Here is a 26,034-nt window from a genome sequence, read left to right as displayed (position 1 = left end):
ACGGGCGGGACCGGCTCCGCTTCGGGGGGCTTCATGCGCTACTTGCTTCGGCGGGTGCAGCGGCTGGCCATCGTGCTTGCAGCTGTGACCCTTGTCACATTCCTTCTGGTCAACGTCCTGCCCGGCGATGTCGCCTACGAGATGGCGGGCATCAATTCCTCGGAAGAGGAGGTGCAGGAGATCCGCGAGGATCTGGGCCTGAACCGCCCCGTCCTGGTGCGCTACTGGGACTGGGTGACCGGCGTCTTCACCGGCGACTGGGGGCAGAGCTTCGTCAACAAGGAAGACGTGTGGGAGACGATCGTCCACCGCTTTCCCGTCAGTTTCGAACTGATGCTGCTGGCACAGCTCATGGCGCTGGCGATGGCCGTACCCGCCGGGATGATCTGTGCCTTCCGGCCCGACAGCACCGCCGACAAGATCATCGGCGGGATCGCCTTTGCCTCGGTCTCGATGCCGTCGTTCATGTCGGGCATCCTGCTGATCTACTTCTTCTCGCTGAACCTGGGCTGGCTGCCCGCAACGGGGTACGAGCCGCTGTCCGAAGGGCTGTGGGCCAACCTGAAGCCGATGCTGCTGCCCGCGCTGTCGCTTGCACTGGTGGAATGGACGATCCTGATGCGGACACTGAGGGCCGAGATGATTTCCGTCCTGCAGGAAGATTACATTTCGCTCGCCCGGGCCAAGGGGATGTCGAACTTCCGCATCCTTCTGGGCCACGCGCTCAGGCCCTCCAGCTTCACCATGCTCACGATTCTTGGCCTGCAGGTGGCGCGGCTTCTGGGGGGCACGGTGATCATCGAACAGATCTTCGGTATTCCCGGCATCGGGCGCTTGCTGATCCACGCCGTCTTCACCCGCGATTACATCGTCATACAGGGCTGCGTGACCTTCTTCGCGCTGGTCTTCGTCGCCGCGAACTTCCTTGTCGATGTGGCCTATGCCTGGCTCGATCCGCGGGTGCGCAACGAAAGGCTGTCCCATGGCTGATCTGACGTCACAGGGCACCGCCGGGAAAACGCCCGACACCACCGACGCGCACGAGGCCGCGCTGCTCGCCTATGCCCGCAAGAAGAAGCTGAGCCCGTTCCTGTACCTGCCCGTCGCGTGGCTGGTCTTCGTGATCCTGCTGGCGGTCTTCGCGCCGTGGCTGGGTCTCTGGCCCGCGGACGAGATCGACTGGGTCGCCCTCCGCGTGCCGCCCGGCGCGAACGAGGCGCATCCGCTGGGCACCGATCATCTGGGCCGGGATATGCTGTCGCGGCTGATCTACGGCGCGCGGGTGTCGCTGACCGTTGGCTTTGCCGCCCCGGCCATCGGCGTGGGCTTCGGCATGGTGCTGGGCATGGCCGCCGGCTACTGGCGCGGCTGGATCGACGAGGTCGTGGGCATCGCCATAGATTCATGGCTGGCCATTCCCGGGCTGGTGATCCTGCTGCTGTTCGCGCTGGTCTTCGGCGGGTCGCTTTTCATGGTCTGCTTCTCGCTGGGGCTTCTCTTCATCCCTACCGCCGCGCGGATCACGCGGGCGGCGACGATGAAATTCGCCAACCGCGAATTCGTGCTGGCCGCGCGCGCGCTGGGCGCCTCGGACCTCCGGATCCTCGTGCGGGAAATCCTGCCCAACGTGATCTGGCCGCTGATTGCCTTCATCCTGATCGACATCCCGATTGCCATCGTCATCGAAGGCGCGCTGTCGTTCCTTGGCCTGTCGGTCAAGGCGCCGACGCCCAGCTGGGGCGGGATCATCGCGGAGGGGCGCGAGTACCTCGAAACCGCGCCATGGATCAGCCTGATCCCCACGGCGGTGATGTTCACCACGGTTCTCAGTTTCAACCTTGTGGGCGACGCGATCCGCCGCCGCATGGCCGATGTCAGGGAGAGCCAGGTCTGATGGGAGAGATCGTTCTGGACGTCGTGAACCAGCGTACCGCCTTCGCCACGGGGCGGGGTATGCTGACGGCGGTGAGCGGCGTCAGCCTGTCGCTGGAGCGCGGCAAGACGCTGGGGCTTGTGGGCGAAAGCGGTTCCGGAAAATCGGTGCTGGCGCGCTCGATCATGGGCCTGCTGCCGCGGGCTGCCGTGACGGGGCCGGGCAGCCGGGTGCTGTTGAACGGGCGGGAACTGACGCGGCTGTCGGAACGCGAGCTGCGCCCGATCCGGGGGGCCGAGATGTCGGTGGTCTTCCAGGACCCGATGACATCGCTGAACCCCACGCTGACCATCGGCAAGCAGCTGACCGAGACCTTGCGGTTTCACAAACGCCTGTCGAAAGCGGGGGCACGGCAGAGGGCGGTCGAGCTATTGCGTTCGGTCGGACTGCCCCAGCCTGAAATACGGGTCGACCAGTATCCGCATCAACTGTCCGGCGGGATGCGCCAGCGGGCGGCGATCGCCATCGCGATCTGCTGTGACCCGGACCTGCTGATCGCGGACGAGCCGACGACGGCGTTGGATGTGACCGTGCAGGCCGAAATCCTCGACCTGCTGCAACGCATGGTCCGCGAGCACAACATGGCGATGATCCTCATCACCCATGACATGGGGGTGGTCGCGGGCCGCTGCGATGACGTGGCCGTCATGTATGCCGGACGCATCGTCGAACAGGGCCCGGTGCGCGAGATCTTCCACCGCACGCGGATGCCTTACACCGCGGCGCTTTTGTCCTCGATCCCGCGGATCAGCGACCCGGCGCATCGCAGGCTGGACGCCATCGGCGGCCGCCCGCCCGACCTGATCGACCCGCCCCCGGGCTGCGCCTTCGCGCCCCGCTGCAAGCATGTCAGCGACCGCTGCCACCGCGTGCGCCCGGAACCCGTGACCGAGGCCGGGCACATGTACGCCTGCCACTATCCCCTGGGCATGAAGGAACCGGCATGAAGGACATTGTGGAAGACGCGTTCCTGTCGCTGGAGGACCTGACGGTCGAATACCGGCTGACCCGCCGCACGCGGGTGCATGCAGTGTCGGGGCTGACGGTGCATGTGAAGAAGGGCGAAACACTGGGGCTGGTGGGCGAAAGCGGCTGCGGCAAATCCTCGGCCGCGCGGGCGGTGATGCAGTTGCCGCGGCCCACATCGGGGCGCGTGGTGCTGGATGGGGTCGACTTGGCGTCGCTCAGCCACAGCGACCTGCAAAAGGCCCGCCGCCGCTTCCAGATGGTGTTCCAGGACCCCATCGCCTCGCTCAACCCCCGCCAGACGGTGCGGGAGATCCTGTCGGCACCGCTGGAGATCGCCCGCGAGAAGGAGACGGGAGAGGCCCGGGACCAGCGCATCATCGACATGCTGGACCGCGTGGGCCTCAACGGCGAACAGGCCTTGAACCGCCGGCCGCATGAATTCTCGGGCGGGCAATGCCAGCGGATCTCCATCGCCCGCGCGCTGATCCTGCGGCCGGAATTGCTGGTCTGTGACGAAGCCGTCTCGGCGCTCGACGTGTCTGTCCAGGCGCAGACGCTGAACCTGCTGGAGGATCTGAAGCTAGAATTCGGGCTGACGATGCTGTTCATCTCCCACGATCTGGCGGTGGTGAAGCATGTCTCGGACCGGGTGGCGGTGATGTACCTGGGCATGCTCTGCGAACTGGCCGATGCCGAAACGATCTATCGCAAGCCGGCCCATCCCTACACGCGCAACCTGATCGCCGCTGTGCCGGAACCCGACCCGGACGCCGAGCCCAACACGCTGGAACTGGTGCCGGGCGAACTGCCGTCGCCAATCAACCCACCGTCGGGTTGCCGGTTCCGCACGCGCTGCCCGCTGGCCACCGACCGTTGTGCGTCAGAAGTCCCCATTGCGCAGGAGCTTGCCCCGGGGCACACAGTCGCGTGCCACCATCCAATGAGCTGACATGAGCGAAATGCCCGCGACCGAGAGCCTGATCGACCGTTTCGTGAGACTTCTGACGGTCGAACGCCTGGAAGAAGACTATTTCCGCGGGATCGCGGCGCCCGGTGCGCGCGGGCACCTGTTCGGCGGGCAGATCATCGGGCAGGGGCTGATGGCGGCGGCGCAGACCGTGGCGCCCGAGCGCGTGGCGCATTCGCTGCATGCCTATTTCATCCGGGCAGGCGTGGCCGAGAAGCCGATCCTCTACAACATTTCGCGTGATCGCGACGGCGGCAGCTTTTCCACCCGCCGCGTCGTGGCAATCCAGGAAGGCAAGCCGATCCTGACGATGTCGGCGTCGTTCCAGATCCGCGAAAAGGGGCTGTCCTACACCGCCGAGATGCCCGACGTGCCGGGCCCCGAAGAGTTCAAGAACGAGATCGAGCTGAACGAGTTCTACGCCGACAAGCTCCCCGTTCGGCTGCGCACCTACCTGGCCGAAAACCGGCCGGTGGAACTGCGCCCCACGATTGTCCGCGCGCCTTACGTCCACAAGCCGATGGAGCCGCAATTCGCCGTCTGGATCCGTGCCAAGGGCCCGATGCCGGACGATCCGCAACTGCACCGGTCGGGCATCGCCTTCGCATCTGACATGCAATTCATGGGCACGGCGTTGATGCCCCACGGCCGCGGTTTTGCCGATCCCGACATGCGTTGCGCCAGCCTCGACCATTCGGTCTGGCTGCACGAGGACGCGCGCCTGGACGACTGGCTGCTCTACGTCTCCGACAGCAACTGGTCGGGTGCGTCCCGCGGCCTGTCCCACGGCAAGGTCTTTACTCGCGATGGCAAGCTGGTGGCGCAGACGGCGCAGGAAGGTCTGATGCGGCAGATCGGATCGAAAGACGGCAAGTCCAGGTAGACGTGTTCAAGCGTCTTTCTTGACGATCCCGTTCAGGAACAAGTCGAGGAAATGCCCGGCCACCTCTTCGGGGCTCATCGCGTCGTCTTCGGTGTGCCAGCGCAGAATCCAGTTCACGGCGCCAAGGAAGAAGTTCGAGGTCAGCCGCACATCGACTTCGCGGATCGCGCCTTCTTCAATGGCTCTTTCGATCAGCATCCGGGAATAGCGGTCGAGGTTCCGGCGGCGCTCCAGCAGTTCGGCCTGGGCGTCTTCGGGCAGGGCGCGGATATTGGCCATCGTGGTATAGGCGCCGCGTTCGACGATCAGAAGTTCGATGAACCGGCGATACAGGAATGTCAGCTTGTCGATGGCGGGGCCGTCCAGCGCCTCGCTTTCAAGGCGTGCGGTCTGGCCGCAATCGTAGGTCAGCTTGATGCATTCATACAGCAACTGTTCCTTGTTCTTGAAGTAGTAATAAAGCGCCGTCTTGGTGACCCCGATGACATCGGCCACCTCGTCGAGCGAGGTCGCGTGATAGCCCTTTTCGTTGAAGATCCGCGCCGCCACCCGCAACGCCGCGCGCCGCTTCAGCTGCCGGACTTCTTCCCGCGATGCGACCGCGCCATCCCACTTTGCCATATGTCCCGAACCCTTTTCGCGATACCCTGTACGTTACATCCGCCATCGCCAGCCCGGGGCGCGGGGCAGCGGCCCTGGCAGTGCGCAGCGCCATCCGTCCGGCCGGCAGCACAGCCCGAAGCCCGTGAACGCAAGCCCCGTCCACGTTACCATCATGGGCCGCGGATCAATAGACCCAGAAGTACAAAAAAGGTCTTTCAAGTAAGTTCATTTGACAGCAGTTTTCACGGCGCCTTATGGTATCCTGACATGGGACAGGCAAAAAATTGTCGTCCCATGACACCACTTTGGGGAGGAAAAAGTGACCACAAATTCAAACCGTGTGAACCGTCGTGCCATGCTGCGTGGTGCCGCGATGGGCGCCCTTGCGGCTCCCGCGCTGATCGGAAGCGCCGCTGCGGCTGCCGAACCCGAAGTTACCTGGCGCGTGCAATCGCACTGGCCCAAGGCGTCCAGCTCGTTCGATGACAGCCTTCAGGTTCTGGCCGACCAGCTTCTGGAACGCACCGACGGCCGCTTCAAGCTGGAACTCTATGGCGCAGGGGAGTTCGCCAAGGGACCGGACATCTACAATCTTGTGCGCAAGGGCGTTGTGCCCATGGGCACGATCAGCCCGTCCTACATCCAGGACAAGGCGCAGGCCGCGGGCTTCCTGTACGGGATACCCGGCACGTTCCGCGAAAGCTGGGAAGTGCAGCATGCGGCCAAGAACCTCGGGCTCGAGGATCTGGTGAACGAGGAACTGGTCGAAGACGGCGTTCTGCTGATGTCGGAAAAGGCCTATCCGACCGAAATGGTGGTGTCGAAGCCCATCACCTCGGCCGCCGATTTCGAAGGTCTGAAGATCCGGTCATCGGGCACGATGCTGGATTACCTGAAGGCCGCCGGCGCCGCGCCGCAGTACATTCCGGGGTCCGAACTGTACCAGTCGCTGTCGTCGGGCGTTGTCGACGGGGCGCACTGGGGCGCGGCCATCGGTGCCAAGTCCATGTCGCTGTGGGAGGCCGCGAAGTACCACGTCAAACCGGCGCTCGGCTTCACCATCGACGCGTTCATCGTGAACGTAGACGCGCTGGAGGATCTGCCGCCAGATCTGCGCGCGGCGCTTCTGGACCTGATGGAGATCCGCTTCTTCCAGCGGTCGTCGGAATACATGCACAAGGAAGCCATCGCGCTTGCCGCGGGCATGGATGAAAACGGCGTCGAAGTGATCGAGCTTCCCGAGGAAGTGCTGACCGTCATGGGGCAGGCGTCGAAAGACATCATGGCGACCGAGGCCGCGAAGGGCCCGCTGGCTGAGAAGGCCGCGGGGATCTACCAGACCCTGATGTCCGACCTGGGTTACAACTAAGGTCCCTGTTCTGACCGACCGGCCGGGGCGCTTCGCGCGTCCCGGTCCTCACCGCGCCGGGAACCGGCGGAGCCGCGAACGCCTCGCGGCTGAAGATCTGTTGCGGCCGGTGCACGGGCCGCAGGGGCCGGGACACGCACGTGCTGACGTCCGCGATTGCGAACGGGGCAGGGAGTGGTTCCGGACCTGACCATTGGGGAGCTTCGAAGCAGATCATGCAGAATCTTGCGCGCGCAATCACGCGCCTGAACCGGGAGATCGGGAAATGGGCGTCGCTTGGCGTCCTGGCCATCTTCGTGCTTTTGCTGGCGGATGTCGTCATGCGCTACCTGGTCGGGCAGCCCACGATCTGGACAGCGGAGCTGGCCACCCTGATCTTCGGCGTCTACGCCATCATCGGGGGCGGTTACCTGATGGCCGAACGCGGCCATGTCAGCGTCGACATCATCTACGGCTCGTTCTCGCGCAAGCGGAAGGCGCTGATCGACATCATCACGTGGCCCTTGTTCCTGCTCTTTGTCGGCACCCTGCTGTGGCAGGGCTATGACCTCGCGTCCGAGGCGATCGCGGACATGGAACGGTCGAACTCCACGTGGAAGGCGCCGCTCTGGCCCACGAAATCGCTGATCCCGGTCGCGGCCGCGCTGCTGCTCCTGCAGGGGATGGTGCGGCTCTGGTCCGATGTGCGGGTGCTGATGGGGCTTGAGAATGACGATGCCGTCTTCGGCACGCAGGCGGTCGATGAACCGCACCATCCCGAAAAACCCGGGGAGATCCAGGAATGAGTGTCGAACTCCTAACGCTCCTGTTCTTCGGGTCGCTGATCCTGTTCGTGCTGCTGGGCACGCCGCTGGCCTTCGTGCTTGGCGGTGTTTCGGTGGTGTTCCTGTATTACGAGATGGGGCCGCTGGGCTTCTATCTGCTGGCCTCGAAGATGTGGGAGACGATGCAATCGCCCACCTTGATGGCGGTGCCGCTCTTCGTCTTCATGGCGATCCTGTTGGAGAAATCCGGGGTCGCGAACGACCTTTACGACATGATGCACCAGTGGTGGGGCGGTCTGCGCGGCGGCCTGGCCATTGGCACGGTGCTGATCTGCGTGATCTTCGCCGCCATGTCCGGGATTTCGGGTGCTGCCGTGGTGACGATGGGCACCATCGCGCTGCCCAAGATGCTGGAGCGTGGCTACGACAAGAAACTGGCCCTTGGCGCCATCAACGCGGGCGGCGGCTGGGGCATTCTTATTCCGCCGTCGATCCTGATGGTCCTCTATTCGCTGCTGACCGAGGTATCGGTGGGCCGGCTGTTCGCGGCGGGTGTGGGGCCCGGCATCCTGCTCTTCGTGCTGGTGTCGATCTATATCGGCGTGCGCTGCTGGATCCAGCCCGAGATGGGCCCGGCGCTGCCCAAGGAAGAACGCGGCGACTGGGGCAAGAAGATCGCCTCGCTCAAGGCCGTGATCCTGCCGGTGCTGATCGTGGCCATCGTGTTGGGTGCGATCTTCGGCGGCTTTGCCACGCCCACGGAAGCCGCGGCCATCGGCGTTTTCGGCGCCATGTTCGCGACCTTCGTGAACCGGCAGCTGTCGTGGGGGGTGATTCACGACGCCGCGATTTCCACCCTGAAACTTACGGCGCTGGTGATGTGGATCCTGTTCGCGGCCCACGCGTTTTCCACCGCCTACACGGCGCTTGGCGCACACGGGCTGATCCAGAACCTGATGGGCTACATTCCGGGCGGCAAATGGGGTGCGCTGGCCTTCATGCTGTTCGTGCTGTTCCTCTTCGGGATGGTGCTGGACCCGGTGGGCATCATGCTGATCACACTGCCCGTTTTCCTGCCGATCATCTCGGCGGCGGGCTTCGATCCGATCTGGTTCGGGATCCTGTTCATCATCATGATGGAGGTCGGCTACATGACGCCACCCTTCGGGTTCAACCTGTTCTACCTGAAGGGAGTGGCACCCCCCGGCGTGACGATGGGGGATATCTATGCCTCGGTCGTGCCCTACGTGCTAGTGACGCTGCTGGGGCTGTTCCTGATCATCCTGATCCCGAACATTGCGCTTTACCTGCCGAACCTGTTCTACGGCAGGTAGGCAATGGCTGGCGACGCCCGTACCCCGCCCCGGCAGCCCGCTGCCGGGGCGGGAGCGTTGAGCGCATGGTTGTCCTGACCGACGAACAGCGGATACTCAAGGATCAGGTCGACCGCTGCTTCGCTGCCAACGTCGCGCCCCAGATCAATGGCGCGCTCCGATGTCGTAGAGCATGATCCAGATCGCGGACCGCGGCGCCGGATCCGAATGGATGGAGGGGTAAGGGTGAGACCCGGCCTGACACCGGGGTAACGTGGGACCCACCGCGTAGCACGGCGAGCCCCCCACTCATTACCCGAACCCATTGTTTAACATGTTTGGTTTATCTGCAAGTCCGCGGTGCACCTGCGCCGCATCGCGCCCGAGACCTGCCGGGCCTGCGCGAGGTCTTGCTGGCTGGCACCTGGCGCGGACACGCATGGCGACCAGGTTCGCGCACCAGGCAAGGAGGGCGCGAACCGCTTGTCCGGCGCTGCGTCGATCCCGCCGTGCGCTATATCGCTTGGGCCGCATCGAAGACCATCACCATCGCGGCAGCGCACCTCAATGCGCAGTTCCAACAAACCCCGCAGTCTTCAAGAACCGCTGACAACGCACGCGCCCCATGTTTCTTCTTTCCTCAAATACTCCGGGGGAGCCCGCGCCGCAGGCGAGGGCGGGGGCAGACTCCCCTACGGCGGTGCCGCACCATCCCCCCGCGGAATCGTGCCGGCAAAGGCCTTGGCCACCGCGACCGACAGGATGATCCGGACCACGTGATGCGTCGTGACATAGAGGACCGAGATGTTCATCGAGAACGCCACCAGCGACATCTCGGCCAGCCCGCCGGGAGCGAAGGCCAGCACCACGGCCTCGACCCGCTCGCCCACGATCTCGTGCATCAGGACCCCCGCGCCCATGGCAAGGATCATGGTGAAACAGATGTTCAGGAACGCGAGGTAGAGCGACCCGAAAAAGGCCCGCGGCACCATCCCCACGAAGCGCGTCCCCAGCGCCACGCCGATGATCAGCTGGGTCACGTTGATCAGCCAGACCGGCGGCGCGGCCTCCAGCAGCCCCGTCAGGTGGGCCACGCCCGAGGCAAGGATCGGTCCGGTGATCAGGTAGGCCGGCAGGTTCAGCTTCCGTCCGCCGAAGAAGCCGATGACGCCGACGACCACGTGCCAGAACAGCTCCTCGGCCGTGAACGGCACGCCCGGCAGCGATATCGCGGCGCCGGCGGCGGATCCCACCGCGCCGCCGTTCACGATGGTGAAGGCCAGCGGCACCAGAAGGATCGTCAGGATCAGACGCAGGAATTGCAGCGCCGTCAGCATCTGCACGTCGGCGCCGTTCTCCTCGCCCATCTGGATGCATTCCAGCAACCCGCCCGGCACGGCAGAATAATAGGCCGTGACCTTCGACAGGCCGCCCGTCACCATGAATCCGCGATAGCCCACGTAATGCGCCAGCGGAATGTAGACGAAGATCGCCAGAAGCGACGGCCACCACAGCCGCACTTCCTCCAGCACCGCGGGGGTGAAGGCCGATCCGATGGACAGGCCGATGATCGGGATGAAGAACAGGCGCAGCCAGAACGGAACCTTGGGCGGATGGCCCCCGGGCTTGAACCCGAAGATCGACAGCGCCCCCACCGTCACGACCGATCCCAGAAGCATCGGGATCGGCAGCCCGGCGAATTTCGCAGCGAATCCGCCCACGATCCCGACGCTGAAAACCGTCGCAAGCATCAGGGGATAGATCTCTTCACCGGCGATACGGATGGTTCTCATGTGGCGCCCGGTCTTTCGTGGATGTAGTCGTGGATCATGCCTTTACCGCCGCCGATCGCCATGGCGTACTGCCTGTGCACGCCCATGGATCGTCGGACGGGACATCGCGATACACCGGTATGCGGGCCGAAGGTTTTACTTTTCGGTCAGCGTGCATAACATCGAGTAATCAAGTTTCCGAAGGAGGGCAACGGCCATGACGGAACAGCGAAAGGGCCGGCAGGAAGATCTGCGGCTGGTCACGGGGACGGGCGATTACACCGATGACCGTGCCGTGGATGGCGTGCTGTTCGGCTGCTTCGTGCGGTCCGACATGGCGTCGGCCCGGATCCAGTCGGTCGATATCGACGCGGCCTGCAACATGCCCGGCGTGATGGCCGTCTTCACCGGTGCGGACCTATCGGCCGACGGGGTGGGGCCGGTCTTCGTTCCCATGAAGATCCCCGGCCACGACGGCACCGAATGGCGCGCCACCCCGCGCGATCTGCTGCCCACCGACCGCGTGCGGTTCCTTGGCGAACCGCTGGCTTTGGTCGTGGCGGAAAGCCGGGCACAGGCGCAGGACGCCGCCGAAGCGGTCGTGCTCGACCTGGAAGAACTGCCCGCCGTCACCACCATCGCGGCGGCAAGGGCCGATGGCGCGCCGCTGGTCCATGACGACCGGCCCGGCAACCTTTGCATGACATGGGGCAGGGGCGATTGGGACGCGGCGGGAGAGGCCATCGATTCCGCATTCCACACAGTGAGGATCGAGGTGCCCGTGAGCCGTGTGACGGCCGTGGCGATGGAGCCGCGCACCGCGCTGGCCGGTCCCATCGGTGGGGGGCGGATGGAGATGGTCTGCTCCCACCAGAACCCGATGGCGCTGCGCCCGGCGCTGGCGAATGCCTTCGGAATGGAGCCGCAGGACATCCGCTGCCACAACGGCGATGTCGGCGGCGCGTTCGGCATGAAATCGGGGCCACTGCGCGAGGAATGCACCCTCTTCTGGGCCGCGCGCAAGCTGGACCGCCACGTGCGCTGGACGGCGACCCGGGCGGAAAGCTTCCTGATCGACGAGGCGGGGCGCGACATGCATTTCACCTGCGAACTGGGCATGGACGCAGACGGCACCTTCACCGCGATGCGCTTCGGGGTGGAATTGAACGTGGGTGCCTATGTCTCAACCCGCTCGGCCGTGATGGTCGCGAATTTCGGCGGCGCCGCGGGTGTCTACCGGACGCCGCTGATCGCCGGGCGGATCGAAGGCTACCTGACCCACACCGTGCCGCCCGCGCCCTATCGCGGGGCCGGCCGGCCCGAGGCGACGCTGGCCGTGGAATCGCTGATCGACGCGGCGGCCCGGCAATGCGGCTTCGACCGGATCGACCTGCGCCGCCGCAACCTGATCCCCGCGGATGCCATGCCCTGGAAGAGCCCGTTCATCTTCGACTACGATTGCGGCGATTTCGAACGGATCATGGACGCAGGCATTGCGCGCGCCGACCTTGCGACCTATGGCCAGCGCGCGGCGGCATCGGCCGCGAAGGGCCGGGTGCGGGGCCTGGGCCTTGCGATGTGCATCGAGACGGCGGGCGGTCTATACGGCAACCCGGGCCAGGATGTCTCGAACGTCGAGCTGCGAGCCGACGGGTCGGTGCTTCTGGCGATGGGCACCTATTCCGCCGGATCGGGGATCGAGACGGTGATGACCGATCTCGCCGCCGAGGCACTGCAAATCCCGACCGACAAGGTGGAATACCACCAGGGCGACACGGATGTGCAGGCCGCGGGCAAAGGCATGGGCGGGTCTGCGGGCATGCCGCAAGGCGCGCCGGCACTTCAGGACGGCATGGCGAAATTGGTCGAGGTCGCGCGCAAAGCGGCCGCGGACATGCTGGACGCGGACCCGTCGGATGTCGAATACGCGGCCGGGACCTTCCGGATTGCCGGGACGAACCATGTGCTGACGCTTGAACAGGTGGCCGAGGGCGCCGCCCAACGCGGGATCCGGCTGGTGGGCGAAGGCAGCTTCGCGCCCGAGGCGCCGACTTTCCCCAACGGGTGCCATGTCTGCGAGGTCGAGATCGACCCCGAGACGGGGTTCTGCGAGATCGTCTCCTATACCGGGGTGGAGGATATCGGCACGGTGATGAACCGGCAGCTTGCCGAGGGCCAGGTGCAGGGCGGCGTGGTGCAGGGGCTGGGCCAGATCCTGTGCGAGGAGATGGTCTACGACCCCGCCGACGGACAGCTTCTGTCGGGCACGTTCATGGATTACGCGATGCCGCGCGCCTCGGACATGCCGCCGCTCGATTGCGGGTTCGAGCCGGTGCCCACGCGGATCAACCCCTACGGCGCCAAGGGCGTGGGCGAGGCGGGAACGGTCGGCGCTCTGGCCGCCGGCATGAGCGCCATCACCGACGCCATGGCGCAACTGGGGGTCGAGGGGTTCGCGATGCCCGCCACCCCCGGCCGCGTCTGGTCGGCGCTGAAGGCGGCAGAGGACACGGCGGCCTGACGGCAGACAATCGCGCCCTCGGCGGGCCCGCCCGCCTCCCTCGCCGGATGCGTGCCGCATCCGGCGACCCGCGCTCGGGCGCGATCCGGCGCTGACGCGCCGGGGGCGGTGGCGCGGAACGGCGCTGGCACCTTCCGGGCGGCGTGCCTGTTTCGGCGCTGCACCGCCTCCGGCGGGAGTATTTGGGGAAAAGAAGAAGGGGGCTTCTTTGGTCCCCAAATACCTCGGGGGTGCGGGGGGAGAGCCCCCGTTCTTTCGGTCAAACGCCGTTGCCACGCCTGACCGGAGTGATCGGCACGACTTTTCCCGCGCATATACCGTGCGATGCTTCGCAGACGGTTGCAGGGTGGAGAATATCCGAATAGCTTGCCCGCAATTCTGCGAAACAAAGTTTCGCACTGCGGGAGGACGCCATGACCATGACGATCAAACCGGGCTCGCGCCCGTGGCACAAGCACTACCGTGACGGGATCCGGCCGGACTATGTGCCAGAGGATACCACGCTGTCGGCGATCCTGACGAAAGCTTTCGACACCTGGGGCGATCAGCTTTTCATCGAGTACTATGGCCAGAGTTTCACCTATACCGAGATGAAGGCGAAAGTGGCCGAGGTCGCGGCGGCGCTGAAGGCCTTCGGGATAGAAAAGGGCGACCGTGTCGCGCTGCACCTGCCGAACTGCCCGTGGCATCCGATCTTCTTCTTCGCCACCATGGTCGCGGGCGGCGCGGTGACCCACCTGTCGCCGCTGGATGCCGACCGCGAGATCGCGCACAAGCTGCATGAAAGCGGCGCCAAGCTGGTGGTCAGCCTGACGACACCCGAATTCGCGCGCCATTTCGGGCCGCTGATTGCCTCGGTCGAGACGCCGACGTTGGTGCAGTGCCCGGACCCGATCTCGGGGCAGGGGCGCGCGTGCCCGGTGACCGACGGGGCCGTGGCGGTGGCCGATTTCCTGGCCGGTCACGAAGGGGCTGCCTATGACCCGGTGCCTGTCACATCCGCCGACATGGCGCTGTTGCAGTTCACCGGCGGCACCACGGGCGTGCCCAAGGCAGCGGTGCTGACCCATCGCAACCTGTCCGCGGCGGTGCTGATCTATTCCGAGAACTCGAAGGACGATCCCGCCTCGCTTCCGGGGAAATCGAGCCTCGTCTATTCGCCGCTGTTCCACATCATGGGGCTGACCGCCGGTTTGCTGAAGCGCACCCATGAGGGCGGGGTGATGTACCTGCGGCTGCGCTACGATGCCGAAACGGCGATCCGCGAGGTCGAGGAGAAGAAGATCAACTCGCTCGGTGGTGTGCCCACTACATGGATCGCCGCGTTGCAGATCCCGGATATCGACAAGCGGGACCTGTCCTCGCTGGAATACATCGGATCGGGCGGGGCACCGCTGCCGGTCGAGGTCTACAACCGCGTGAAGCAGCTGACCGGCCTGAAGCTGCGCGGCGGCTGGGGGATGACCGAAACCTCGCCCGCAGGGACGAACGTGCCCAAGACCATGCCGGACGAAAAGCTGGGCACCATCGGCATTCCGCTGCCCGGGCTCGACCTGAAGATCGTCGATGTCGAAGACCCCCGCAAGACGCTGGGCCCGAACGAGACCGGGGAGATGGCGATCATGGGGCCGAACGTGACCCGAGAGTACTGGAACAAGCCCGAAGAGACGGAGGCCGCCTTCTGCGACGGCTGGTTCCTGACCGGCGATATCGGCTACATGGACGAGGACGGGTATTTCTTCCTGGTGGACCGCAAGAAGGACATGATCCTGTCGGGCGGGTTCAACGTGTACCCGCTGGTGATCGAACAGGCCGTGCATCTGCACCCGGCGGTGTCCGAAGCGATGGCCATCGGCGTGCCGGATGATTACCGCGGCGAAAGCGCCAAGGTCTTCGTGGTACTCAACGCAGGTGCGAAATCCTTTTCCCTGAAGGACTTGCAGGGCTTTCTTGAAGACAAGCTGGGCCGGCACGAAATCCCGCGCGAGCTGGAATTCCGGACCGAGCTGCCGCACACCCCCGTGGGCAAGGCGGACCGAAAGGCGCTGAAGAAGGAAGAGATGGAAAAGCTCGCCCACGCGAGCTGACCTTGAGCGCGCTCCTCAGGGGGCGCGTTTCGCCTAGAGCCGCGGGGCGCTGGACAGGCGGGCGCGGTCTTCGATGTCGAGGATATCCTGCGCGGGCAGCACCGACAGGTTCACATGATCTTCGAGCGGGATCAGCCCGCGCAGCTGAAGGTCCAGGTAGCGCAGGCAGCAGACCCGCAGGAACGACGTGAAATTGCCCACGTCGTGCCCGGCATCCAGGCTTTCGTTGTAAAGCCGGTGCAGCAGCTGCGGGACGGTCAGGCCGTCCCGCGCGCCGATGGATTCGAGCGTGCGCCAGAAAAGCTCCTCAAGGCGGACGCTGGTGACCATCCCGTCCATGCGGAATGACCTTGTATGAGATGCCCAGAGTGCGGGATCGGCGCCGATGAACAGCTGGCACATCTCGATATTTCCCCTTCAGCGGCCGAGACGTTCCTTCACGTCGTCGGCAAAGTCTTCATACCGGCGAAGCGATTTCACCTCGACGTTCACATGGTGCCCCATCTTCTGCATGATTGGCAAATCGAACAGGATCTGGTCGAGCGTGTCGGGGCTGTCGACCTCGACGATGGCCAGCACCTTGCGTTCGCCGACCACTTTCCACAGGTCCTTGACGACGCCCGCGGACTTGGCGCCAAGGGCGGCCTCCGCCTCCTCGGCCCAGACCCCCAGCAGGCCCTGCTGTGCCATGGTCGCGTCGTATTCGACGGTGAAGTTCAGTTGATAAAGCATTGTTTCCTCCCGTTTATGTCTGCTTGTGCTCAGGTGAAGCGGCCACCCTTTTCGATCACTTCGATCTGGTAGCCATCCGGGTCCGCGACGAAGAAGAACCTGGCCAGCCGTTCTCCGCCGGGGCGGAAATCGACGATATCGCGGGGCTCGGCGCCGGCCTTGATCGTGCGCTCGCGGGCGGCTTCGAGGTCCTCCACCACGAAGGCGATATGGCCGTAGCCGTCCCCCAGATCGTAAGGTTCCGTCCGGTCCTTGTTGACGGTCAGCTCCAGTTCGAACGCTGAGCCTTCCGAGACCATGTAGACCAGCGTGAAGGTGTCGAAATCGAGCCGGTCCTTCACTTGCAAGCCGAACGCTTCCTCGTAAAAGCGGATCGACGTCTGTTCGTGCAGCACACGGACCATGGAATGTACAAGTTTTGCCATTTTTTCGCTCCTTCTGCACAAGGTTAGCACAGGCACAGAACGCGAAGGTATTAGGGGGATAATACCTGTCCGGCATTCGGGCATGTTCACGCCACGTCCAGACGGCGGGCAGGCTTGACGATCCCTGTGCAGACCTACCTAATGGAAAGCTCAGACCGGCCGGTCCGGTTTGAAACGGTCCGCCAGCAGAACGTCGCCAGCTTCCAACCCTCTACAAAAAATTCACTTTTCGCTGCCGCCAGTCCTGATATCGCTGCGCCTCAACCTCCCCGTACACCAAGAAGGGGCTTCCTTTGCTCTCTTTCAGAAAACACCTGTGCCTGCTTGCGCTTCCCGTCGTGGCAGGCACCGCCGCCGTCGCGCAGCCTGAAGACATCGCGCCGTCCGCAGCCTTCAGTGGCGCTGCGGCCTTCCAGGGGTCGACGGAAGTCGACATGAAGAACGGCGATACCTTCCAGTGGTCGCGCAGCTACTTCCAGGCCAGCGGCATGATCGCCCAGTCGCGAGTGTCGTCCGTCGGGATCGAGATCGGTGGCGGGCAGACGAATTACTCCTTCGGCAGCGGGTTTGTCGGGCGGTCGTCGATCGACGTGAACGAACTGAAGGTGTCCTTTCCAATTCGGTTCCCGGTCGGGGAGAGGAGCGCCGCCTTCATCGTTCCCCAGATCAACTACGCGGCGGAAAGCGGCGCTGATCTTTCGGACGGGTTCACCTACGGGGCCATCGGCGGGATCATGTGGCGGGTGTCGCCGGATCTGGTGATCGGCCCCGCGATGGGCGTGCAGACCAGCCTTCTGGACGAAACCGTATTTTTCCCCTTCCTGTTGATCGACTGGCAATTTTCCGACCGGTGGCGCCTGGCCACCGGGTCGGGCTTTGCCGCCAGCCGCGGCGCCGGCCTTCGCCTGGCGTTCGAAGCCACCGACACATGGGAACTCGGGCTGGAAACCCGGTACGAGGAGTTCGAATTCCTGCTGGATGACTCCCACGGCCGGGCCGGTGGAACGGGCGTCGACAGCTCGACCCCCATCGTCCTGACAAGCCGCTGGACCCCCAGCGACACCTTGACGATCACCGGTTTCGCGGGGGCTGCCGTTAACGGTCAGTTCAAGTTCGAAGACGCCAACGGAAACGAAGTTTCACAGTCCGATTATGATCCGGCACCGATCTTCGGCCTGCTGGCCCGGCTGGAATTCTGATCGCCCTGTCCGGTCCATAGGCACCAGTGGACGGTGCCCACGATCGATGCCGTCGGACTTCTTCCGGCGGCTTTTTCATTCCAAAACAACGTTCTGAAGCCGGAAGCTGTTGTAACTCTGCCGCAGTCGCGTGCTGACCGATCCGAAACTCCCGGTATTTCCGATATTGACCAGACACTTGCCTGCAAGTGAGGGTAAGGCAGATTAAAGCCATTTACCCCGGCGGTTGATCGCCAATTACTGATACGGGAGTTCATTATGGAAGCTGCAACAGAAAATTATGTGGCGATGGTCGCCGCCTGGGTGCCCTTGATCCTCGACATTTTGAAGGCTCTGGCGGTTCTGGTTATCGGCTGGATCGTGGCGGCCTGGCTTGCAGCACGGGTCCAACGCCGCATGGACCGGATGAAGAACGTGGATCCGACGCTGGGCAAGTTCCTGTCCAGCATCGTGAAATGGTTCCTGCTGCTGATGGTCATCATGGCCGTCCTCGGCGTCTTCGGCATCCAGACAACCAGCCTTGTCGCCGCCCTTGGTGCCGCATCGCTGGCGATCGGCCTGGCCCTTCAGGGCACGCTCAGCGATCTTGCCGCGGGCTTCATGCTGATCCTGTTCCGCCCCTTCGTCGTCGGACAATATGTCGAGGCAGGCGGCATGTCGGGTACGGTGAAGGAGATCAACCTTTTCTTCACCGAGATGGCGACGCCCGACAACGTCCAGATCATCGTGCCCAACGGCAAGATCTGGGGGTCGGTGATCACCAACTTCTCGGCCCACAAGATCCGGCGGCTGGATCTGGTCTTCGGCATCGATTACGCCGACGATATCGACACGGCCGTCGGGATCATCGACACGCTGGCCCGTGCAGATGACCGCATCCATTCCGATCCTGAACCGTGGGTGCGGGTCACGAACCTTGGCGACAGCAGCGTCGATCTGACGGCGCGGCTTTGGTGCAGCGCGGATGACTACTGGGATCTGAAGTTCAAGCTGACGAAAGAGGTGAAGGAAGCCTTCGACAAGGCCGGCATCACGATTCCCTTCCCCCACACCGTCGCGATCTACAAGCCCGAAGGGCAGGCGGACGCGGCAGAGTAGACGCAGCGCACCCGCAGGGGACATGGGAGAATGTCGGATTACGACGGCTATGTCCTTTGCGGGACGCCCCGGACGGGCAGCACGCTTCTGTGCGATATGCTCGCCTCCATGGGCACGGCAGGCAGCCCGGACAGCTATTTCCAGAACACCTTCAGCCGCTACTGGCTGAAGGCCTGGGACCTGCCGGAGCGTGCCTTTGTGCCGGGGGACGTGTTCGACAGGCTCTACCTCGATCATGTCCTGGCCGAGGGCAGGGCGGGTACGCCGGTCTTCGCCCTGCGCCTTATGCGCGCGGATGTGGAAGGTCTGACCGGGATGCTCGGCCGTCTCCATCCCGGCCTTCCAGACGACCGCGCGCGGCTGAAGGCCGCGTTCGGGCGGCTCGCCTACATCCACCTGTCGCGGCAGGATACGCTGGCGCAGGCGGTGTCGTACCTGCGGGCGCGTCAGACTGGGCTCTGGCACAAGGCGCCCGACGGGTCCGAGATCGAGCGCCTCGCCCCGCAGGAGCCCGAGGGCTACGATTACCATCGCATCGCCGCCCAACTGGCCGAGTTCGAGACTCTGGCCGCCGCCTGGGACCCATGGTTCGACGCACAAGGCATCACGCCGCTCAGGATCGCTTACGAGGACCTGGCCGAAGATCCCCCCGGCGCGCTGGCGCGGATCGCGGCGAAGCTGGGCCTGCCCGCGCCGAAGAACGTGCAGGTCGGCGTTGCGCGCCTGTCCGACGCCACCAGCGCCGACTGGATCGCCCGCTTCCGCCGCGACCGTGCGGCAAGGACCGTCAGCGGATCGGCGTAAGCAGCGCGTCGGTCGCCGTGCAATCGCGCAGCGTTCGCCCCGTGCAGGGCCGCGGATCCAGATCCCGCGTCAGGCATAGCCGCGCCTCGGCAATGGCGCTTTCCTTGCAGGTGATCGTCAGCATGTCCGCGTTCCATCCGGGATTGGCCTCGAGAAACGCCTCCTCCACGACCGACGCGGGCAGGGTCACGGGTTTGTCCAGTTGCCGCAGCATCGCGGGCCTGTTCACGGCCTCGTAGGCCTGCCGCGACAGCGCGAAGTAATCGCCGGCCGACAGGCCCGAACAGGTGCCGTGCTTCTCCCACTGGTGCCACGCCAGCCCGGCCGTGCCCATGATGTCGGCCATGCCCAGCGTCATCGCCTGGCTGGGCGGATGTTCCGTCGTCTTGCAGTAGTCCGGCCAGCCGTTGTCGTATTGCGGCCAGAGCCCGTGCAGCGTCCAGCCGAAGTCACGATCTTTGTCGCATTGCTCCGACCCATGGGCATCGCCGACTTGCGCGCACCAGTTGGGCGACCATGACAGGCTCAGCACGTAATAGTCGAAATCCCCGGGCGTTTCGTCCCCGGCCCAGGCGGCTCCGGCCGCGAATACGGCCAGAAACAGCGCACCCAATGCCTGCATTGCCTCTTTCATTCCACAAAGCTCCCGTCTATATACGCCCAACGTTTTCCCCAAAAGGTAACTCGTTCCGGAAATTCCGGGACCGCCCCGATCCGGGCGACGGGTGAACTTTATGCGAAGAAAGAGGCGCGCAACATGTCAAAACCGTTGATGGCCAAGGCCACGGCCGTTTGGCTGGTGGACAACACCACGATCAGCTTCAAGCAGATCGCCGATTTCGTGGGTCTGCACGAGCTGGAAGTCCAGGGCATTGCCGACGGCGACGTGGCGGCCGGCGTGAAAGGATTCGACCCGATCGCCAACAACCAGCTGACCCAGGAAGAAATCGACAAGGCGGAGAACAATCCGCTTCACCGGCTGACCCTGAAATTCAATCCTGCCTCGGTGGGCGAGGAAAAGCGCCGCGGACCGCGCTACACGCCGCTGTCCAAGCGGCAGGACCGGCCGGCGGCCATCCTGTGGCTGGTCAAGTTCCACCCGGAACTGGCGGATTCGCAGGTCTCGAAACTGGTGGGCACCACCAAGCCCACGATCCAGTCGATCCGCGAACGCACCCACTGGAACATCGCCAACATCCAGCCCATCGACCCGGTGGCGCTGGGGCTGTGCAAGCAGTCGGAACTCGACGCCGCCGTGCAGAAGGCCGCCGCCAAGAAGGCCGCCGATGGCGCGTTGATGAGCGACGACGAACGCCGCCGTCTGGTGAGCACCGAACAATCGCTCGACATGCCGGCCGAACCTCGGATGCCCACCGCGATTGAAGGGCTCGAAACCTTCTCGCTCAGCGAGACCGGCACCGGTGGCGGATACGCCTCGGATGACGACGATGGCGGCGACAAGCCGGCAATCGACGCCGAAAACTTTTTCAACCTGCCCAAGGGCAATGACGAAGACGAAGACGACGCCGAAGACGACGACAAACGCTGATACCGGACCGGTCGGGCCCTGCGCCCGACCGTCCCCCGCGCTTCATTGGTCTTCAAATACCTCGGGGGAGTCGCCCGAAGGACGGCAGGGGCAGATCCCCCGATCCCCCCTCAGAACAATGACAGCTGGTCGCCCGCCTGGGGCGGCACCGCGAACAGGTCGCAGCGCAGATCCGGCGCATCGCCGTTCATGCCCAGCCGTTTCGCCGCTGCGCGAAAACGCTGCCCGATCATCTCCGCATATCGCCCTTCGCCGCGCATCCGGTGCCCCCAGCGCGGGTCGTAATCCCGCCCGCCATGCATCTCCCGAAGCCGTGCCATCACCTTCTCCGCCCGTCCCGGCTCATGCTCGGCCAGCCATTCCTGCCACAGCTCCGACACCTCCCGCGGCAGGCGCAGCATGATCCAGCTGGCGGTCTCGGCCCCCATCTCCCGGCCCGCGGCGAGGATCGCCTCCAGCTCGTGATCCGTCAGCCCCGGCACCACCGGCGACACCATCAGCCGCACCGGCACCCCGGCCTCCACCAGCCGCCGGACCGCTGCCAGCCGCCGCGCGGGCGAGGGCGCGCGCGGTTCCATCCGTCGGGCAAGCTCCGGGTCCAGCGTGGTGATCGAGATGCCCACCCGCGCCAGTCCGTCGGCCGCCATGGGCGCCAGGATATCGATGTCCCGCTCGATCAGCGCGCCCTTGGTGACGATGGCCACTGGGTGGTTGAACGTTCGCAGCAGCTCAAGGCACCCGCGCGTGATGCGGCGATCCCGCTCAACCGGCTGGTAGGGATCGGTATTGGTCCCGATGGCAATCGGCGCCACCTTGTAGCGTTTCGCACTCAGCTCTCGCCGCAGCACCTCCGCCGCCCGGGGCCGCGCGATCAGCCGCGTTTCGAAATCGAGCCCCGCCGAATAGCCCAGATAGGCATGGGCCGGTCGGGCAAAGCAGTAGATGCAGCCATGTTCGCACCCGCGGTAGGGGTTGATCGACCGGTCGAAGGGCAGATCGGGCGAGGTGACATAGTTGATCAGGCTCCGCGGCACCTCGTCCTCGACGATTGTCGCGAAGCCGGGGCGGTCTTCCTCGATCTCCCAGCCATCCCAGACCTCCACCCGGTTCTTGTCGAACCGGCCGGGCGTGTTGCTGACCGCCCCGCGCGCCTTGCGGCGTTTTTGATCGATTCCCCGTACCTGTTCCATGCGTCCAGAAGTGGAACATTTAGCGAACATTTGCAACAGTGCCTGCGGGCTGGGCACCGCGTCCAGTCACTGGGCAGCCGCGCAACGCCTTCAGGGCCCTGTGCCCGCGACAGAAATGCACGGAAGTCGGTCCCGGTTGAATGCTGGTCGGAATTTAACCAGTGTTTAGAGGGGTTATGGCATTACTGGAACGCGCCAGCCTTCAAGGAGACGCGCCATGGCAGATGAAGAAGACGAGATCGTCCTGTCGGAACTGGATGACGAAGAACTCGTCCAGCAGATGTACGACGACCTGTATGACGGTCTGAAAGAAGAGATCGAAGAGAGCGTGCACATCCTGCTGGATCGCGGCTGGGAACCCTACAAGATCCTGACCGAGGCGCTGGTGGGCGGCATGACCATCGTCGGCAAGGATTTCCGTGACGGGATCCTGTTCGTGCCCGAGGTGCTGCTTGCGGCCAACGCGATGAAGGGTGGCATGTTCATCCTGAAGCCGCTTCTCGCCGAAACCGGCGCGCCCACCATCGGGCGGATGGTGATCGGCACGGTCAAGGGCGACATCCACGATATCGGCCAGAACCTTGTCACCATGATGATGGAAGGCGCGGGCTTCGAGGTGATGAATATCGGGATCAACAACCCGGTGGAAAACTATGTCGAGGCGGTGAAGGAATTCGACGCCGACATCCTTGGCATGTCCGCGCTTCTGACGACGACGATGCCCTACATGAAGGTCGTCATCGACGCCATGAAGGAACAGGGTATCCGCGACGATTACATCATCCTCGTCGGCGGCGCGCCCTTGAACGAGGAATTTGGCAAGGCCATCGGTGCCGACGCCTATTGCCGCGATGCGGCCGTGGCCGTCGATACCGCCAAGGATTTCATGGCCCGCAAGCACAACCAGATGGCCGCCGGCACGTAACGTTCGCGGCTATCCGACCCGAAGCCACCTTTGCGGACCCGCTGTCGTGCTGCCGGTTCGGGGGCGGCGCTCTCACAAAGGGGCGCAGCCCCGCGCATCTGCGCGGCTTGCCCTTGCTGCGGGGGGCGGCCAGGCCCAGGCAGCAAAGGCGATGGCGGGGTCCGTGAAGATGGGCGCCCTCTTTGTGCTGAGCCCGAGCATACCTATCTCTGTTCCAGTACGGCCACCGGGAAACCGCGAGCATGATCCTGCCGCCCGACGAAAAGCTCACCCAAGACGGGCTCGCCCCCACGGCGGCCCCGTCAGACGGCCGCGTGCTGCTCATCGCCTGCGGGGCGCTGGCGCGGGAGATCCTGGATCTGAAGGACGCGAACGGCTGGGAACACATGGCGCTGACCTGCCTGCCGGCGATCCTTCACGCGCGCCCCGAAAAGATCGTGCCCGCCGTCCGCGCGGCGGTGGACAAGCATCGGGGCGACTATGCCCGGATCTACGTCGTCTACGCCGATTGCGGCACCGGGGGCCTCCTGGAGGCCGCGTGCGCCGAGATGGGCGTCGAAATGGTGAAAGGCCCGCATTGCTACGCGTTCTTCGAAGGCAATGACCGCTTCGCCGAACGGGCCGGCGACGAGGTGACGGCCTTCTACCTGACCGATTTCCTTGTCCGGCAGTTCGATGCCTTCGTGTGGCGGCCGCTTGGGCTCGACCGGTATCCGCAATTGCGGGACACGTATTTTGCCCATTACGAGAAGCTCGTCTACCAGGCCCAGACCGATGATCCGGCGCTGACGGACCTGGCCCGCGCACATGCTGACAGGCTGGGCCTGGCCTTCGAACGGCGGGTCACAGGCTATGGCGACCTGGCAGTGACGCTGTCGGACTGGGCGGCAAGGCGCTGATTTAAAACTATAAATGCGGCGCGCCATGTTGCGGCCAAACTTTTTCCCAGATTTTTACCTTTTTTCTGAAACTCATCGTCTCTGCGCCCCGTGTCTTCTTGTACCACAGCAATGGAGATACCCATGGCGCTTGAAAGCAAGACATTCGAATCGCTGCGTGACAGCCTGAAATCGGCCGATGCCGTTTACCGCGTCGATTTCACGACGCTCAACTCCTCGGGCGTATCGGCCGAGGGCGTGCTGTCGCTCGACCGTGCGAACATGACGCTCGACGTGGGCCTGGCCGGTAACGGCTTCGCCTCGGGCCAGACGGTGGTGCAGCACATCCATGGCCTGTTCGACGGCGACGGCAACAACATCGACAGCCAGACCCCCACCATCGCCAATGACACCGATCAGGACGGCATGGTCGAGGTTCTGGAAGGCGTGCCCAGCTACGGCGACATCATCATGTCGCTGGTCAATGACAGCGACGGGTTCGACACGACCACGGCGTCGGGAGATTTCTCGTTCTTCCGGTCCTACGATCTGACCGATGACAGCCTGTTCGGCAGCATCGTGACGGGCAACGATTATGCGGCCGAAGACCTGCTGCCGCTGCAACTGCGCGAAGTCGTGCTGCATGGCATGGAAGTGCCGAATGGCATCGGCAGCGGCACCGGTGGCGAGGTCGACGGGTCGCAGGACGGGTTCGTCCAGCTTCTGCCGGCCACGGCGGGCGAGATCGAAGCCGCCAGCCTGAAGCAGGCCATGGCAACGGTCGATATGCAGGCCGACATGCTGGGCGAGACGGCCGACCTTGGCCGCGGGAACCAGACCTTCAACGGGGGCATCGGCAACGATGTCGTCAAGGGCCAGCGCGGCAGTGACAGCCTGTTCGGCGGCGGGGGTGACGACTTCCTGCGCGGCAGCAAGGGCGGCGATCTTCTGGTCGGCAACGATGGCGATGACACTCTGATCGGCAACCGCGGCCGCGATATCTTTGGCGGCGGCGGCGGTAACGACTTCATCGAAGGCGGCCAGGGCAAGGACGAGTTCCACTTCGACGCCGGCACCGGCAAGGACAAGATCCGTGACTTCACCTCGGGCGAGGACGTGATCTCGATACTCGACGGTGGTGCGATCGACTTCGCGAACTCGTCCGAGGACGCATCGGGCCGGGGCGACAGCGATCTGGACAGCCGGGACTTCGACACGATCGAGAACCTTGCCGACATCGTGGGCGCCAATGACGGCCAGATCATCTATTCCAAGGGCGGCATGAACAACGTCGCCTGGGGACTGGCCGACGATGTCGAAGCCTATGTCGCGGTGGCGAATGCCAAGCGGACGAAACTGTTCTACGACGACGACTGGTCGGACCTTGAGGGCCGCGAAGAGATCGCCGTGCTGCACGGCTTTACCGAGACGATGACGGCGTCCGACTTCGACGTCTACTGACCTCCCTCGCAGGCCGGGCCATCCCCCGTCAGCCTGCAGCTTCCCCGCCGGACCGATGGGTTCGGCGGGGTTTTTCGGACCCCGGCGTCGGGTTTGCCCGCGACCTAGTCCAGCGTCAGACGGTCGACGGCGCTGTCGGGCAGGAAATGATGCAGGGTGTTCATCCACAGGACGAATTTCAGCCCCTCAGGCGTGCGTTCGATGATCCAGTCTTCGCCCACGATGCAGCGCAGCGGCGGACGGCCGTCGGTATCGGGGAAATGCGCTTCCCAGTAGAACGACCCGATGGCCCGGACGCGTTCCGGTTCGTCCGACAACTGCGCAAGGACGAAATCGCCCAGCACGAGATGCTGCGAGGCGAATTGTTCGTGATAGGCATGATGTTCGTCGAGCGTCATCGAGACGCCGCTTTCCTGCACGTAGATCCGGGCCGGGTGGTGAAGAAAGAAGGCTTCGCGTTCCGCGATGGTTCCGCCGTGGCGCAGCGTATCGCACCAGGATTCACCCAGGGCCAGAACTTCGTCGAGAGTGATTGCCATCTGGAGCCCCTTGTCTATTTTCGTCCGGCAGAAACAGGAAACCGCACGTCGTT

The 26,034-nt window shown here is 64.5% G+C and carries 25 protein-coding genes; 17 read left to right on the top strand and 8 right to left on the bottom strand.

Translation table 11 applies throughout. The features are described 5' to 3' along the window. Nucleotides 1–33: 33 nt before the first annotated feature. The 5 genes from D4754_RS05715 to D4754_RS05695 are packed head-to-tail and all read left to right on the top strand — an operon-like array spanning nucleotide 34 to nucleotide 4,752. Nucleotides 34–990 (top strand): ABC transporter permease, encoded by a 957-nt coding sequence (locus D4754_RS05715; protein WP_121061954.1) that lies wholly within the window; start codon nucleotides 34–36, stop codon nucleotides 988–990. After that, nucleotides 983–1,894: an ABC transporter permease gene (locus tag D4754_RS05710; protein WP_121061953.1), complete on the top strand. Its 912-nt coding sequence runs from the start codon at nucleotides 983–985 to the stop codon at nucleotides 1,892–1,894. Before D4754_RS05715 ends, D4754_RS05710 begins: the two co-directional genes overlap by 8 nt. Beyond that, nucleotides 1,894–2,880, top strand: coding sequence for an ABC transporter ATP-binding protein (locus D4754_RS05705; protein WP_121061952.1), 987 nt, complete (start codon nucleotides 1,894–1,896; stop codon nucleotides 2,878–2,880). Before D4754_RS05710 ends, D4754_RS05705 begins: the two co-directional genes overlap by 1 nt. Then, nucleotides 2,877–3,851 carry an ABC transporter ATP-binding protein gene (locus D4754_RS05700; protein WP_121061951.1) on the top strand — a complete coding sequence of 325 codons (975 nt, stop codon included), beginning with the start codon at nucleotides 2,877–2,879 and terminating at the stop codon, nucleotides 3,849–3,851. Before D4754_RS05705 ends, D4754_RS05700 begins: the two co-directional genes overlap by 4 nt. A 1-nt stretch (nucleotide 3,852) precedes the next feature. Further along, a complete protein-coding gene (locus tag D4754_RS05695) occupies nucleotides 3,853–4,752 on the top strand; it encodes an acyl-CoA thioesterase (RefSeq protein WP_240453761.1) in 900 nt (299 codons plus the stop codon). Between the two features lie 6 nt (nucleotides 4,753–4,758). Here the strand turns inward: D4754_RS05695 and D4754_RS05690 are convergent, their stop codons facing one another. Further along, complete coding sequence (locus D4754_RS05690; RefSeq protein WP_121061950.1) at nucleotides 4,759–5,373, bottom strand: TetR/AcrR family transcriptional regulator; 615 nt, start codon at nucleotides 5,371–5,373, stop codon at nucleotides 4,759–4,761. A gap of 301 nt (nucleotides 5,374–5,674) precedes the next feature. On the opposite strand from D4754_RS05690, the gene dctP reads away from it, so the two are divergent. From dctP to D4754_RS05675, 3 genes are all read left to right on the top strand, one after another. Then, entirely contained in the window at nucleotides 5,675–6,724 is a 1,050-nt protein-coding gene (dctP, locus tag D4754_RS05685) for a TRAP transporter substrate-binding protein DctP (protein ID WP_240453760.1), read from the top strand. 215 nt (nucleotides 6,725–6,939) lie between these two features. Next, nucleotides 6,940–7,509 (top strand): TRAP transporter small permease subunit, encoded by a 570-nt coding sequence (locus tag D4754_RS05680; RefSeq protein WP_121061948.1) that lies wholly within the window; start codon nucleotides 6,940–6,942, stop codon nucleotides 7,507–7,509. Then, nucleotides 7,506–8,822: a TRAP transporter large permease gene (locus tag D4754_RS05675; protein WP_121061947.1), complete on the top strand. Its 1,317-nt coding sequence runs from the start codon at nucleotides 7,506–7,508 to the stop codon at nucleotides 8,820–8,822. Before D4754_RS05680 ends, D4754_RS05675 begins: the two co-directional genes overlap by 4 nt. Before the next feature lie 671 nt (nucleotides 8,823–9,493). Here D4754_RS05675 and D4754_RS05670 read toward each other — a convergent pair. After that, nucleotides 9,494–10,594: an AbrB family transcriptional regulator gene (locus D4754_RS05670; protein ID WP_121061946.1), complete on the bottom strand. Its 1,101-nt coding sequence runs from the start codon at nucleotides 10,592–10,594 to the stop codon at nucleotides 9,494–9,496. 196 nt (nucleotides 10,595–10,790) lie between these two features. Between D4754_RS05670 and D4754_RS05665 the strand changes: the two genes are divergently transcribed. Then, nucleotides 10,791–13,094 (top strand): xanthine dehydrogenase family protein molybdopterin-binding subunit, encoded by a 2,304-nt coding sequence (locus D4754_RS05665; protein WP_121061945.1) that lies wholly within the window; start codon nucleotides 10,791–10,793, stop codon nucleotides 13,092–13,094. A gap of 413 nt (nucleotides 13,095–13,507) precedes the next feature. Beyond that, nucleotides 13,508–15,181, top strand: a complete 1,674-nt coding sequence (locus tag D4754_RS05660) for an AMP-binding protein (RefSeq protein WP_121061944.1) — start codon at nucleotides 13,508–13,510, stop codon at nucleotides 15,179–15,181. 33 nt (nucleotides 15,182–15,214) lie between these two features. On the opposite strand, the gene D4754_RS05655 is transcribed toward D4754_RS05660, so the two are convergent. The 3 genes from D4754_RS05655 to D4754_RS05645 are packed head-to-tail and all read right to left on the bottom strand — an operon-like array spanning nucleotide 15,215 to nucleotide 16,338. Then, nucleotides 15,215–15,583: a ribbon-helix-helix domain-containing protein gene (locus D4754_RS05655; protein ID WP_121061943.1), complete on the bottom strand. Its 369-nt coding sequence runs from the start codon at nucleotides 15,581–15,583 to the stop codon at nucleotides 15,215–15,217. A gap of 15 nt (nucleotides 15,584–15,598) precedes the next feature. Continuing rightward, nucleotides 15,599–15,913, bottom strand: a complete 315-nt coding sequence (locus D4754_RS05650) for a muconolactone Delta-isomerase family protein (RefSeq protein WP_121061942.1) — start codon at nucleotides 15,911–15,913, stop codon at nucleotides 15,599–15,601. A 29-nt stretch (nucleotides 15,914–15,942) separates the two neighbouring features. After that, nucleotides 15,943–16,338, bottom strand: coding sequence for a VOC family protein (locus D4754_RS05645; protein ID WP_121061941.1), 396 nt, complete (start codon nucleotides 16,336–16,338; stop codon nucleotides 15,943–15,945). Nucleotides 16,339–16,676: 338 nt separating this feature from the next. On the opposite strand from D4754_RS05645, the gene D4754_RS05640 reads away from it, so the two are divergent. The 3 genes from D4754_RS05640 (at nucleotide 16,677) to D4754_RS05630 (ending at nucleotide 19,439) form a co-directional block, all read left to right on the top strand. Further along, on the top strand, nucleotides 16,677–17,537 hold the full coding sequence (locus tag D4754_RS05640; protein WP_163025787.1) for a hypothetical protein: 861 nt from the start codon (nucleotides 16,677–16,679) through the stop codon (nucleotides 17,535–17,537). A gap of 258 nt (nucleotides 17,538–17,795) precedes the next feature. Further along, nucleotides 17,796–18,635 (top strand): mechanosensitive ion channel family protein, encoded by an 840-nt coding sequence (locus D4754_RS05635; RefSeq protein WP_121061939.1) that lies wholly within the window; start codon nucleotides 17,796–17,798, stop codon nucleotides 18,633–18,635. 30 nt (nucleotides 18,636–18,665) lie between these two features. After that, the gene (locus D4754_RS05630) at nucleotides 18,666–19,439 is read left to right on the top strand and encodes a Stf0 family sulfotransferase (RefSeq protein ID WP_121061938.1); all 774 of its coding nucleotides are present in this window, start codon (nucleotides 18,666–18,668) and stop codon (nucleotides 19,437–19,439) included. Here D4754_RS05630 and D4754_RS05625 read toward each other — a convergent pair. Further along, nucleotides 19,423–20,073, bottom strand: coding sequence for a ribonuclease T2 family protein (locus D4754_RS05625; protein ID WP_240453758.1), 651 nt, complete (start codon nucleotides 20,071–20,073; stop codon nucleotides 19,423–19,425). The genes D4754_RS05630 and D4754_RS05625 overlap by 17 nt on opposite strands. Nucleotides 20,074–20,196: 123 nt before the next feature. Here D4754_RS05625 and D4754_RS05620 point away from each other — a divergent pair, with 123 nt between their 5' ends. Next, on the top strand, nucleotides 20,197–20,988 hold the full coding sequence (locus D4754_RS05620; protein WP_121061936.1) for a DUF1013 domain-containing protein: 792 nt from the start codon (nucleotides 20,197–20,199) through the stop codon (nucleotides 20,986–20,988). Nucleotides 20,989–21,098: 110 nt separating this feature from the next. Here the strand turns inward: D4754_RS05620 and D4754_RS05615 are convergent, their stop codons facing one another. Beyond that, nucleotides 21,099–22,178, bottom strand: coding sequence for a PA0069 family radical SAM protein (locus D4754_RS05615; protein ID WP_121061935.1), 1,080 nt, complete (start codon nucleotides 22,176–22,178; stop codon nucleotides 21,099–21,101). 217 nt (nucleotides 22,179–22,395) lie between these two features. Here D4754_RS05615 and D4754_RS05610 point away from each other — a divergent pair, with 217 nt between their 5' ends. From D4754_RS05610 to D4754_RS05600, 3 genes are all read left to right on the top strand, one after another. Next, on the top strand, nucleotides 22,396–23,103 hold the full coding sequence (locus D4754_RS05610; protein WP_121061934.1) for a corrinoid protein: 708 nt from the start codon (nucleotides 22,396–22,398) through the stop codon (nucleotides 23,101–23,103). Between the two features lie 242 nt (nucleotides 23,104–23,345). Continuing rightward, the gene (locus D4754_RS05605) at nucleotides 23,346–24,002 is read left to right on the top strand and encodes a DUF1638 domain-containing protein (protein WP_121061933.1); all 657 of its coding nucleotides are present in this window, start codon (nucleotides 23,346–23,348) and stop codon (nucleotides 24,000–24,002) included. Between the two features lie 123 nt (nucleotides 24,003–24,125). After that, complete coding sequence (locus D4754_RS05600; protein WP_121061932.1) at nucleotides 24,126–25,442, top strand: calcium-binding protein; 1,317 nt, start codon at nucleotides 24,126–24,128, stop codon at nucleotides 25,440–25,442. Nucleotides 25,443–25,546: 104 nt separating this feature from the next. On the opposite strand, the gene D4754_RS05595 is transcribed toward D4754_RS05600, so the two are convergent. Continuing rightward, nucleotides 25,547–25,981: a hypothetical protein gene (locus D4754_RS05595; RefSeq protein WP_121061931.1), complete on the bottom strand. Its 435-nt coding sequence runs from the start codon at nucleotides 25,979–25,981 to the stop codon at nucleotides 25,547–25,549. Nucleotides 25,982–26,034: the final 53 nt, after the last annotated feature.

Source organism: Chachezhania antarctica (assembly GCF_003646465.1).
Lineage (GTDB): Bacteria > Pseudomonadota > Alphaproteobacteria > Rhodobacterales > Rhodobacteraceae > Chachezhania > Chachezhania antarctica.
This window is presented reverse-complemented; position numbering and strand designations above follow the sequence as displayed.